This window comes from Rhodoferax sp. GW821-FHT10B06 (genome assembly GCF_059415605.1).
This window is the reverse complement of sequence record NZ_JBWKNO010000001.1, coordinates 315,331-327,301: the sequence shown is the minus strand read 5'-3', so window position 1 is coordinate 327,301 and position 11,971 is coordinate 315,331. Positions and strand designations below refer to the sequence as shown.

Here is an 11,971-nt window from a genome sequence, read left to right as displayed (position 1 = left end):
TTTGATAGCAATTGGCGCGCGGAGACAATAGGCCCATGGAAACCCACCAAGATACCGATCCGCAAGACCAGCGCCTGACCGACCTGGAGATCAAGCTCAGCTATACCGAGCACCTGCTGGAGCAGTTGGACCAAGTGGTGGTGCGGCAACAGCAGCAGATCGACCTGCTGGTGCGCGAGATCGCCCGCCTGCAGCAGCCGTCTACCGACGGTGGTCTGGGTGCGCCGCGCAGCCTGCGCGACGAGTTGCCGCCGCATTACTGAAGCCTGCGGCTAATTTTTAAAGAAATCGGGCGCCAGCGCAGGTATTACCTGTGCTGACAGCTACTGAAGTTGTAGCAAGCCGAGGTTTACGCCTTCCAACGCAGCACCATCGGATCGAGGCGCTTGGCGGTCTCGATCAGGCCCTTGCGCACTTCGGGGTGCATGGCCGGAAAGGGGTGGCGCGGCGCTTCGCAGTCGATGATGCCACCGGCCTTCATCAGGGCCTTGGCGGTCAGGATGCCGCCCTGGCGGTTTTCGTAGTTGATCAGCGGCAGCCAGCGGGTGTATTCGGCCACGGCATCTTCGCGGCGGCCGGCAGCATAGGCGTCCACGATGCGGCGGATGCCGTCTGGGTAGGCGCCGCCGGTCATGGCGCCCGTGGCACCGGCATCCAGGTCGGGCAGCAGGGTGATGGCTTCCTCGCCGTCCCACGGGCCTTCAATCGCATCGCCGCCCACGCGGATCAGCTCGCGCAGCTTGGAGGCTGCACCGGGCGTTTCGATCTTGAAGTAGGCCACGTTCTTGATCTCCTTGGCCATGCGCGCCAGCAGTGCCACCGACAGGGGTGTGCCGCTGACCGGTGCATCCTGGATCATGATGGGGATGTCGATCGCGTCGGACAGGCTGGCGTAGAACTCGTAAATGCGCTCCTCAGACACGCGGATGGTGGCTCCGTGGTAGGGCGGCATGACCATCACCATGGCGGCGCCGGCGTCCTGGGCGCGGCGGCTGCGCTCGGCGCACACACGGGTGCCGAAGTGGGTGGTGGTGACGATCACCGGCACGCGGCCGGCCACGTGCTTGAGGATGGTGGTGGTCAAAATTTCGCGCTCTTCGTCCGACAGCACGAACTGCTCGGAGAAGTTGGCCAGGATGCACAGGCCGGTGGAGCCCGCGTCGATCATGAAGTCCACGCAGCGCAGCTGGCTGGGCAGGTCCAGCTGGCCGTCTTCGGTGAAGGTGGTGGGAACCACCGGGAATACGCCACGGTAGCGTGCTGTGGATGCGGTGAATGTTTGGGTCATGGTCTCGCTCGGGTAGTTGTGGGCCCGAATGTAGTGCGCGGCCTGGGGGCTGTCGATAGAATTCTTTCCATAATGTGATCGCTTTTACGACTACCCCCAGGCACCTCCTCTCATGGCCACCACCACCCACTCCGTACTCAACCGCCTGCGCCTGAAACAGCTGGGCCTGGTGATCGCCCTGGACCAGCACCGCTCGCTGCGCAAGGCCGCCAGCAGCCTGTCGATGACGCAGTCCGCCGCCAGCAAGGCGCTGGTGGAAATTGAGAGCGTGATGGGTGGCAGCTTGTTCGACCGCTCGCGCTCCGGCATCGCGCCCAACGAGCTGGGCCGTTGCGTGGTGCGCTACGCCTGGCTCTTACGCTCCGATGTGGATGCCATGGTGCAGGAGGTGGCCAATCTGCGCCGGGGCCGCGGCGGGCGCCTGCAGGTGGGTGTGATCATGGGCGCCGTGCCCGACCTGCTGGCCAACGCCATCCGCCAGCTGCGCCAGGAGGAGCCGGATGTATCGATAGAGATCGTGGAAGACACCAGTGCGCGCCTGCTGCACATGCTGGACCAGGGCCAGCTGGAGGTGGTGCTGGGCCGCGTGGCAGTCAGCCCACGGCCGGACATGTACCGCTATGAGCCGCTACGTGACGAGCCGCTGTGCGTGGTGGCCGGCCTGGCGCACCCGCTGGCACGCATGCGTAGCGTGGGCCTGAAAGACCTGGCGCCCTACAACTGGATCGTCTATCCCAGCCGCATGCCGCTGCGCTCGCTGCTGGAGCGCGAAATGGGCGATGCCGGCCAGGCCCTGCCGGCGAACCTGATCGAGACCGCCTCCACCTTCACCACCGTGGTGCTGCTGCGCAACAGCTCGGACCTGGTGGCCCTGCTGCCGCGCGATGTGTGCGAGTTCTTCAAGGCGCACAAGCTGCTGAAGATATTGCCCATCACGCTCACCTCGCGCACCCAGCCTTTCGGCATCGTCACGCGTGCCAGCGGCACGCTGTCAGGCGTGGCGCAGCGCTTTACCGAGATGCTGCGTCCGGTGGCCTGATGCATCCAGGCCGTTGGCAAGCTCAGTGCAGGGCCAGGCGGTGCTGTGCCTGATGGGCCGGGTGCGGGCCGCCGTTTTCCAGCCGGAAGAAGCGTACCGACTCCAGCAGCTCGAAAGACTGCCGTTTCAGGCTGCTGGCGGCGGACGCCATTTCTTCGACCAGGGCCGCGTTCTCTTGCGTGAAAGAGTCCATGTGCCGGATCGCATCGCTGATCTGTGACACCCCGGAGGACTGGTCCGCACTGGCCGCGCTGATCTCCTTCATCAGGGTTTCGAATTGGTGTACCGAGTGGGTGATGGCCTCCATGGTGGCCCCGACGCGGTGGATCAGGTTCGAACCGATATTGACCCGCTCCACGCTGGTGTTCACCAGGTGCTTGATGTCCTTGGCTGCCGCCGCACTTTTGCTGGCAAGGTTGCGGACCTCGCTGGCGACGACCGCAAAGCCACGGCCCTGTTCGCCCGCGCGCGCGGCCTCCACTGCCGCGTTCAGGGCCAGGATATTGGTCTGGAACGCGATCGCGTCGATCAGGCCGGTGATGTCGGAGATTTTTTGCGAGGACTCGTTGATGCCCTGCATGGTCTCGATCATGTGGCTGACGGCCATGGCCCCCTCTTTGGCGTGCGTGGACGCGGTGAGCGCCAGCTGGTTGGCCTGTAGCGAGTTTTCCGCGTTCTGCCGCACGGCGCCGGACAGCTCTTCCATCGATGCGGTAGTTTGCTCCACGGTACTGGCCAGGTTTTCCGTGCGGTCGGACAGGCTCATATTGCCCTGCGCGATTTCATTGGAGGAGTGGGCCACCCCGTCGGCACCCTGCATGACCGTGGTGACGACCTGGACCAGGTTCTGCTGCATGTTTTCCAGCGACAGCAGAATTTTGCCGATCTCGTCCTGGGCCGTGACCCGGATGGGCGTGCTCAGGTCGCCTGCACCTATGCTGTCGGCCGCGGTCACGGCGGCGTGCAGCCCTCTGGATATGCCGCCCGACAAGGCCAGACAGGTAGCGACCGCCACGCACAGCGTTACCACCAGAAAGCCCGCGCCGGTCAGGTAGAGCTGCCGAAAGGCCGCGTCCACCTGCTGCTGTGAGTCCTTGGCAGCGTCGGATTGTTGCTGCACCAGCACCTGGGTGGCGGCCAGCAGCTGGTCGGTCAGCGGCAGAAATTTCTCTTGCAGAATTTCCCGCGAACCGCCGACGTCACCCTCGGAGCGCAGGCCGTTCATTTCATTGCGCACCGCGGTCCACGCGGTGAACAGGGTGTCGAATGTCTTCAGCGTGCCAGAGGCTGCGCTTGGCGTGGCCGACGCCAGCAGCGCCTGGTGGCTCTGCGCGATCTTGGCGTCCGACGCCTGGATGGCTTCGCCAAACAGCTTGCCCAGGCCGCTGCCGTCCGAGAAGCCGATGGCAATGGTGCGTACCGCGTTCTGGCGGATATGGCCGTCCAGTGCGTTGGCGGTCTGCATGGTGTCGTTTTGCTGCAGCATGTCGGCGGAGGCCAGCGAAGCGGTTTGCAGCTTCAGGAAGGCGGCGACCGCAAACAGCACAAAGATGCCCATCACAACCGAAAAACTCATCCCCAATCTTTGCGAGATGCTTAAATTTTTCATGGAGCTCTTTCAGAGGAAGAATCACGTTGGCGTGCGCGCTCCCATGCGCCCAGGGGTAAGCCCGCACTGCTGCTCGACAGCCGGCGTAGGGGGGCTAGGAGGGAAGGGTGGGGGGCAGCCGTGGCGGGTCTGCCCCCGGGGGCTTACTTGCCCCAGATCGTCTTGTACTGCGTGCGGTAGCCGTTGTCCGGATCAAAGATGTTGTTGGGTCCGCCATCCTTGCCCACGTTGTCCGGCGTCACCAGGTGCACCTTGGCAGAGTAGCCAGACCAGGGGGCCTTGGCGAATGCACGGTTCAACTCGTCCACCAGTTGCCAGCCTTGCATGTTCAGTGGTTCGGGTACGGTACCGGCCTGGTAGCGCTTGGAGCGAATGCGCTGGTAGGCGGCTTCCGATCCGTCGCCCGCGGACACGGCCTTGGGTTCGCCATCGCCCTTCTTGCCGGCCGCGCGCAACGTGGGGCCCATGAAGTCGAAGTACAGGTCGTTGATGGCCAGCGAGTGCGTCCACTTGTCGCCAAAGCGCTGCAGCAGCGAGGTGGTCAGCTGGGGCATGCGGGTGGAGCTTTCCGAGATCGGGCTGTCTTCAAAGCTCAGCACGGTGCAGCCGCCACACTTCTTGATGATGGCCTCCATGGCGCGGGCCTTGAACATGGCGATCTCGTACTGCGAGTCGGTAAAGATCACCACACCGGCCTTGCCGTTGGAGTCCGCCACCGCCCACGAGGCGGCGGTTTCCGACACGTCGGCAGGCAGGGTGGTCACGTTGGCGAACAGGCCGGCGGTCGGGTTCGGGCCGGGTTGCTCGCCAGAGTGCCAGCCCACCAGTGGAATACCGGCTTTGGCGGCGGCGGCGAAGGCCACTTTTTGTTCCGAGGTGTCAAAGCCGCCGACAACGATGCCGTCCGGTTTCAGCGCCAGCGCCTGGTTCAGCGCGGCGGTGCGTCCGCTGACCGAGCCTTGCCCGTCGATCACCCGCATATTCCAGCCAATCGCCTTGCCGGCTTCCTGCACACCTTGCCAGGTGCCGAGGTGGCCGCCGTTCTTCAAGTCACCTGCCACGTACACCACGGTCTTGCCTGCAGCCGCCTTGGGGCCGGCGGTGGGGCCGTCCCATTTGTCGACGGGCACAGTCGCGGCGGTTACGCGCTTTTTTGCCGCGTCCAGAAAATCATCGGCCAGGGCGTGGCCGGCCAGACCGAAGGCCGCGGTGGCCAGCACGATGGCGCGCAGAGGGAATGTCAGTGTCTTCATATTTGTCTCCTGTTGGTTTAGTGGGAATTGACACGGGTGGTTGCGCTGTCGGGTGACGGCGCGGCTGGGGCAACCGCCATATGCAGCTCAGCAATACGGCGTTTGATGGATTGGCCACGCTTGCGTTGTGCGTAGCCTGCGATACCGATGGAGACCAGCAAGGTCAGTCCGTTGAACAGGGGCTCGACGAAGAAGGCGCCGCCAAACTGCTGGATGCCCGAGATGCCGACGGCCAGAATCGCCACGCCCACCAGACTGCCCCAGACGTTGACGCGTCCGGGCCGGATGGTGGTGGAGCCGAGGAAGGCACCGACCAGGGCCGGTAGCAAGAATTCCAGCCCCACGCCGGCCTGGCCGATCTGCAGCCGCGAGGCCAGCACCACACCGGCAAAGGCCGACAAGGTGCCCGAGGCGACGAAGGCGCCCATCACGCATTTCTCCAGCGCAATGCCGTTCAGCACGGCGGCCTTGGGGTTCGAGCCAATCACATACAGCGCCCGGCCAATCGGGGTGTGCTCACTCACCAGCCACAGCACCACCGCAATCGCCAGCACATAGAAGGCGGTGATGGGCAGGCCCAGGAAGTCCGAACCGGCAATGTTCAAGAAGCCATCGGGCAGCTCGCCCAGCACCTGGCGGCCGCCGCTGTGCCACAGCGCCACGGCGTACAGCACGGTGCCGGTGCCCAGTGTGGCGATGAAGGAGTCGATCTGCGCCTGCTCCACCAGAATGCCGTTTAGCAGGCCGAACAGCGCGCCGCACAGCAGCACCACCAGCACCGCGGCCGGCCAGGGCAGGCCGAACTTGGTCTGCAGGCTGATCGCCAGGATGTGCCACAGCACGATGCCGTAGCCCACGGTCAGATCGATCTTGCCGGTCATCATCGGGATGGTGGCGGCCAGCGCCAGGATGGCGATCACCGATTTGTCGCTGAGGATGGAGCGCAGGTTGAACAGCGTGGGAAAGCTGTCCGGCAGCAGGATGGAAAATAGCAGGATCAGGCCGAGCGCCAGGGCCGGCAGGCCGTATACCGGGATCAACTGGCCGATGCCGGCCAGCAAGCCTTTGTGCTGGCTGTCGAAGGATGGGTCCGGCTCTAGCGCCGTGGCTTTGATGGAACTGCTCATGGTGTGGTTGTCTCCGTTAATTGGCTTGTTGTTGTGTTTTGCTGGCCCGATGCGGCGACCAGCAGCCCGGCCACGCTGAGCGCATCGCCGGTGAGTTCGGTGGCGACCTGGCCGTCGCGGAAGACCAGGGCGCGGGTGCAGACGTTGGCCACCTCTTCGAAGTCGGTGGACACCACCAGCACGCAGACGCCGGCATTGGCCTGCTCGCGCAGGATGTCGTAGATCTGGCGCTTGGCGCCCACGTCCACGCCGGCGGTGGGTTCCTCCAAAATCAATAGCGGCAACCGCAGGTTGATCCAGCGCGCCAGCACTACTTTTTGCTGGTTGCCGCCGCTGAGGTTCTGCACATCGGCCTGCGGCGCGGGCGGGTTCACGTCAAACTGCTTGATCAGTGCGCGGGCCTGTTTTTCCTCGGTGGTGCGGCGCAAGCGGGCCAGCAGCGAGCCCAGCACCAGGGCCGGGTTGGGGAACAGGTTCTCCTGCACGCTCAAGTTGGCGCCCAGGTTCTCCTCCAGCCGGTCAGCCGCCACCAGGCCCACGCCCAGCGCGATCGCGTGCGCCGGGTTGCGCGGCGCGATGGCCTTGCCGCCCAGCAGCATGCGGCCTTGCGACACCTCGGCCAGGCCGAACAGCGCGCGGCTGATCGCCTCGTGGCCGGCACCGCGCAGGCCGATCAGGCCCAGCACCTCGCCCTTGCGCGCATCCAGGCTTACCGGGCCCGCATTGGCCGAATACACCTGGTCCAGCTGCAGCACCACCTCGCGGCTGCGCGCATCGGCCTTGGCCAGGGTGCCGGAAAATTTGCGGCCCACGATCAGCTCCACCAGCTCGGTATCGGTGGTCTGGGCCGTGGTGCGGGTGCCGACCAGCTTGCCGTCGCGCATCACCGCGGCGCGGTCCGAGATGTCCATGATCTCGTCCAGCCGGTGCGATACGTAGATCATCGCCACGCCCTGGCTTTTCAGCTGGCGCAGCAGTTCGAACATGCGCTGCACATCGGCCATCGGCAGGCTGGCCGTGGGCTCGTCCAGTACCAGCACCTTGGCCTGGGTGTCCAGTGCCCGGCCGATGGCCAGCAGCGACTTTTCGGCACGGGTCAGCGTGAAGACGCGGCGTCGCGGGTCGATATCGCAACCCACATGGCCCAGCACGCGGGCGGCGTTGCGCTCGGCCTGCTTCCAGTCGATGAAGCCGCGGCGCTTGGGGAAGCCCATGCCCAGGGCTACGTTCTCGGCCACCGTCATCCACTCCACCAGGCCCAGGTCCTGGTGGATGAAGGCGATGCCCTGCTGGTCCTTGGGGCGGGCACGCCAGGTGGATTCGGCTTCGCCCTGCAGGCTGATGCTGCCTACGTCCTGCGCATAGACGCCGGCCAGGATCTTGATCAGCGTGGACTTGCCGGCTCCGTTCTCGCCCAGCAGTGCCAGGATTTCGCCCTGGAACAGGTCGATGGACACGCCATCCACCGCCTGGGTGCCGCCGAAGCGTTTGCCCAGGTTCTGGATGCTGACAACCGGCGCGTTCACAGCACCACCACCCGCGACACGTCGGGCTCGCGCTGGGTGGCGATGAAGCGGTCGAACTGCAGCGTCTCCATGTTGAAGTAGCCGAGCTTGTCGTTGTCCTGGCTCACGAATGCCAGGGGCTTGGTGGGGTGGTAGCTGAGCGCAATCGCACGGGCTTCCATGGGGATGTGGGCCAGCTCCTTCAGCGTCACCGGATCGACCACGCTGAGGGAGCGCTCGCCGTAGTTGGTCACCACGATGCGGCCATCGCGGTACAGATACAGGCGGGTGGCGTCGTCGCGGCTTGGCGCAGTGCGCGTCACCTGCATGGTCGCGGTGTCGATGGCGGCCAGCGTGTTGCTCCAGCGGCAGGTGACGTAGAGAGTTTTCTCGTCTTCACTCAACGCATAACCCTCGGGCTTATCGCCGGGTGCGCAGGCCTGCGGGGCGAAGGTCGCGTCATAGGGTTTGATCTTGGTCACGGTGTGCGACAGCAGGTTCATGGCGTAGGCGGTCTGGCCGTCGCGCGTCAGCGCGAACAGGTGGGACTTGATGCCGCCCGTGGGCACGGCGCGGCGTGGCGCGGTGTCGGTGGCCGGGTGGTCCAGCACCACCAGCTGGGCGCGGTCTTCGCTCAAGGCGTAAAGCCGGTCCTGGTCGTCGATCTGCATGCCGTGCAAGCGGTTGAACGGCGCGATGTCGATGGTGCGCGCCAGGCGCTTTTCGGCGATGTCGATCTGGAAGATGCTGGTGCCGCCTTGGCCCAGGTGGCCCGATGTCTCCACGCCGTAGTGGCCGATGTAGGCGTAGCGCTGCGCCGCGTCCACCACAAATTCATGCGGAAACTCGGGTAGCTGCACGCTGTGCAAGCGTGTGCCGCTATCAATATCGTAGTAGCTGAAGCAGTGGCTGCACTTTTCCACCAGCAGCAGGATTTCTTTGGACATGGGTTCAGTTCCCTTGGGTATGGAGGGTGATGCGGTACAGCGATGTGCTGGCCGCGATGAAGAGCTGGTTGCGCAAGGGGCCGCCAAAGCACAGGTTGCCGACTTTTTCCGGCACCGGGATCTTGCCCAGCAATGTGCCGTCGGGGTGGTAGACCTGCACGCTGTCCTCGCTGCTGGTGTAGATCCAGCCCTGCATGTCCAGGCGGAAGCCGTCCGAAAGACCAGGGCTGACTTCGGCGAAGACACGCGGGTTGTGCAAGCTGTTGTCGGCCGCCACGTCGAACACGGCGATGTGGTGGTGGCCCTGGCCGGCGGGCGCCAGTGCGGCAGATGTGTCCGACACATACAGCAGTGATTCATCGGGTGAGAAGGCCAGGCCGTTGGGTTCCTGCACCCAGTCACTGGCAGCGGTCAGTACACCGGTGGCCGGATTGAAGCAGAACACGTGGTTGGCTGCCTGCTCCGGCACCGCCTTGTGGCCTTCGCGGTCGCTCAGGATGCCGTAGGGCGGGTCGCTGAACCAGATGCTGCCATCGCTTTTGACCACGATGTCGTTCGGTGAATTCAGTCGCTTGCCCAGGTAGCGGTCGACCACCACTGCGTCGGCGGTGGTGGCGTCGATCCGGCCGTTGCGCAGCGGTGTGCGCACGATGGCGCGCTGGCCGTGCGAGCAGTGCAGCAGGTCGCCGTTCAGGTCACGGGTGTGGCCGTTGGTGAACTCTACGGCATCACGCCACACGCTCATGCCATCGGCGGCAGACCAGCGCAGCATGCGGTTGTTGGGGATGTCGCTCCACAGCACACAGTTGTCTTCATGTAGCCACACCGGGCCTTCGCTCCAGGTGGCGCCGGTGCACAGGCGCTCCAGTTGGGCATCCTGCAGAACCGCTTTCAATCGAGGATCAAAAATGGTGCTCATATCCCAGCCCGTGGAGTCTGTGGAGCCGAGCCACGCCCGGGAATGAAAGAAAGGGAACGCATATTCAATAGTGTTCGTTGATATTGCGGAAGGGGCCGAACTTGGCACGCTGGTAAGCCTGCGGCGGCTGGCCGGCAAAGTTCTCGGGAATCGCAAAGCCTTGGGGGCGTAGCGCCGCATCAGGATAGAGCTTGACCCGGTTCGGGTTCTGCCCGCGCGGCGTGGCGTCGTCGTTCACAAAGGCGGCAATGTCCAGTGCCTCGGCAGGGGTGAGCTGTGGCTTATCGGCGCTGGCGCCAAACGGCATGGACGCATGGATGTAGCGTGCCAGCAGCGGCACGGCAAACATATGGCCGGCGTTGTCGTAGGTGTCGCTGCCCGCCAGCGGTGGGAACAGGTAGCCCGCACCGTTGGCGAAGTCCGGCTTGCGCTGGCCGGTGGCGTCCACGCCATGGCAGGCCTGGCATTTGGCGACAAACAGTTTTTGGCCCCGCACCGGATCGGCGGCACGGGCGATGGCTTTCATTGGCAGCAGACCCGCGCCGTCCATGGCCGCACCGGTTTGCGTATCTTGTGCCAGCCAACGCAGGTAGGCCATGATGGATTGGAACTCCGGCGTATCCACCTGGATGGGCACGGCGCCCGCACCAAACATGCCGAGTGCACGCTGCTCCAGCGAAATCACCTTGCCAGACTTGATGTCGAACTTGGGGTAGTCATTGACCGCGTTGACCAGGGGTAGGGTGAACTTCTTGCTGCCGGGCAGGCCGGAGGGGCCGGCTTGGTGGCAGTTGACGCAGTTCAGGCTGTTCCAGTTCATGCGTTTGCTGGCATCGGGGGCCAGCTTGCCCACACGCATCGAGGTGTTGCGCAGGATATCGATGCCGTCGCGGATCTGGTCGCCTTCGGGGCCCGCTGGAATGCGCGCCTCGCTGGGTTCGCGCCAGGGTTGCTGTGGCCGTGCGGCATAGCGTGCCAGCAGAGCCTGGGCCTCGGCGGTAGGCAAGGTGTCACCCACCTTGTAGGGGGCCACGTCGAAGGCCTGGGCCAGGCCCGAGGCACACAGCAGCAGAGAGAGCAAAGCACGGCGCATGGGTTTATTCGACGATGTTGAACTGGTCGAGGAACTCGGTGTTCAGCGTCAGGCCAAGGCCCGGCGTGTCGTCGTCGAGTTGCACAAAGCCGTTCTCGGCTACCGGTTCGCCCTTGAAGATGTAGTAGAACAGTTCGTTGCCCACTTCCACGTCGAACATGGGGAAGTACTCGCTCATCGGGCTGGCGATGGTGCTCATGGTCAGGTGGTAGTTGTGCATCTGGCCGGCGTGCGGAATCACCGGCACGCTGTAGGCCTCGCACAGCGCGTTGATCTTGTGCGCGGCGGTGATGCCGCCGACGCGGTTGGTGTCGTACTGCACCACGCTCACGGCCTTGCGTTCCAGCAGCTGCTTGAAGCCGTAGAGGCTGAATTCATGCTCGCCACCGCTGATGGGCACGATGTTCATGGCGTTCAGTTCAGCATAGCCATCGATGTCGTCGGCGATCACCGGTTCTTCCAGCCAGCGCGGCTCGAACTTGGCCAGCTTGGGCAGCATGCGCTTGGCGTATTCCAGGTTCCAGCCCATGTAGCACTCAAGCATCAGGTCGTTGTCGTAGCCAATGACTTCGCGCACGGCTTCGACCGACTTCAAATTCTCGGCAACGCCCTTTTGCAGATGCGCGGGGCCGTAGCCAAAACGCATCTTGAAGGCGGTGAAACCCTGGTCCTTGAACTTCTGCGCTTCCTTCTGCATTTCATCCAGGTCGGTGCGGTACAGCTTGCTGTAGTAGCAAGGGATTTTTTCCTTGGTGCGGCCGCCCAGCAGCTTGAACACCGGCTTGTTCACCGACTTGCCGAGGATGTCCCAGATCGCCAGGTCAATCGCCGATATCGCTGCCATCGTCACGCCCTTGCGACCCCAGGCGTGGGTGGCGCGGTACATGCGCTGCCACAGGTATTCGTAATCCCAGGGGTCCTGGCCCAGCACCAGCGGCGTGAGGTATTCGTCGATGATGGCTTTGGCAATCTTCGGCGCCAGCGCCACATTGCCCAGGCCGACGATGCCGTCGTCGGTTTCGATCTCCACCACCGTCCAGGAGTGGAAGCGGAAGGTGCTCATGCTTTCGGTCTTGGAATACACCAGGTCCATGGCGTTGGAGCAGAAATTGCCTTGGGGTGGAACGGTCTTGCCCTTCCATTCGAAAACACGGGCGCGGACGGATTTGATTTTCATGCAGAGTCTCCTGT

11 protein-coding genes are annotated in these 11,971 nt (G+C 64.2%); 2 read left to right on the top strand and 9 right to left on the bottom strand.

Annotation, left to right across the window (positions count from 1 at the left end; translation table 11 throughout):
- Positions 1-35 precede the first annotated feature (35 nt).
- Entirely contained in the window at positions 36-263 is a 228-nt protein-coding gene (locus tag AC07O2_RS01540) for a SlyX family protein (protein WP_495073977.1), read from the top strand.
- An 86-nt stretch (positions 264-349) separates the two neighbouring features.
- Here the strand turns inward: AC07O2_RS01540 and AC07O2_RS01535 are convergent, their stop codons facing one another.
- Complete coding sequence (locus tag AC07O2_RS01535; RefSeq protein ID WP_495073976.1) at positions 350-1,288, bottom strand: dihydrodipicolinate synthase family protein; 939 nt, start codon at positions 1,286-1,288, stop codon at positions 350-352.
- A 112-nt stretch (positions 1,289-1,400) separates the two neighbouring features.
- Between AC07O2_RS01535 and AC07O2_RS01530 the strand changes: the two genes are divergently transcribed.
- Positions 1,401-2,327 (top strand): LysR family transcriptional regulator, encoded by a 927-nt coding sequence (locus tag AC07O2_RS01530; RefSeq protein ID WP_495073975.1) that lies wholly within the window; start codon positions 1,401-1,403, stop codon positions 2,325-2,327.
- A gap of 22 nt (positions 2,328-2,349) precedes the next feature.
- Here AC07O2_RS01530 and AC07O2_RS01525 read toward each other — a convergent pair whose 3' ends face one another.
- The 8 genes from AC07O2_RS01525 to AC07O2_RS01490 all read right to left on the bottom strand — a co-directional run bounded on the left by AC07O2_RS01525 (position 2,350) and on the right by AC07O2_RS01490 (position 11,957).
- The gene (locus AC07O2_RS01525) at positions 2,350-3,903 is read right to left on the bottom strand and encodes a methyl-accepting chemotaxis protein (RefSeq protein ID WP_495073974.1); all 1,554 of its coding nucleotides are present in this window, start codon (positions 3,901-3,903) and stop codon (positions 2,350-2,352) included.
- 176 nt (positions 3,904-4,079) lie between these two features.
- A complete protein-coding gene (locus AC07O2_RS01520; protein WP_495073973.1) occupies positions 4,080-5,189 on the bottom strand; it encodes an ABC transporter substrate-binding protein in 1,110 nt (369 codons plus the stop codon).
- Between the two features lie 17 nt (positions 5,190-5,206).
- Entirely contained in the window at positions 5,207-6,316 is a 1,110-nt protein-coding gene (locus AC07O2_RS01515; protein ID WP_116608885.1) for an ABC transporter permease, read from the bottom strand.
- Complete coding sequence (locus AC07O2_RS01510; protein WP_495073972.1) at positions 6,313-7,842, bottom strand: sugar ABC transporter ATP-binding protein; 1,530 nt, start codon at positions 7,840-7,842, stop codon at positions 6,313-6,315. Before AC07O2_RS01510 ends, AC07O2_RS01515 begins: the two co-directional genes overlap by 4 nt.
- Entirely contained in the window at positions 7,839-8,768 is a 930-nt protein-coding gene (locus AC07O2_RS01505; RefSeq protein WP_495073971.1) for a YncE family protein, read from the bottom strand. The genes AC07O2_RS01510 and AC07O2_RS01505 overlap by 4 nt, the downstream gene beginning before the upstream one ends.
- A 4-nt stretch (positions 8,769-8,772) precedes the next feature.
- A complete protein-coding gene (locus tag AC07O2_RS01500) occupies positions 8,773-9,687 on the bottom strand; it encodes an SMP-30/gluconolactonase/LRE family protein (protein ID WP_495073970.1) in 915 nt (304 codons plus the stop codon).
- A 64-nt stretch (positions 9,688-9,751) separates the two neighbouring features.
- Entirely contained in the window at positions 9,752-10,780 is a 1,029-nt protein-coding gene (locus AC07O2_RS01495; RefSeq protein WP_495073969.1) for a c-type cytochrome, read from the bottom strand.
- A 4-nt stretch (positions 10,781-10,784) separates the two neighbouring features.
- A complete protein-coding gene (locus AC07O2_RS01490) occupies positions 10,785-11,957 on the bottom strand; it encodes an L-rhamnonate dehydratase (RefSeq protein ID WP_495073968.1) in 1,173 nt (390 codons plus the stop codon).
- Positions 11,958-11,971: the final 14 nt, after the last annotated feature.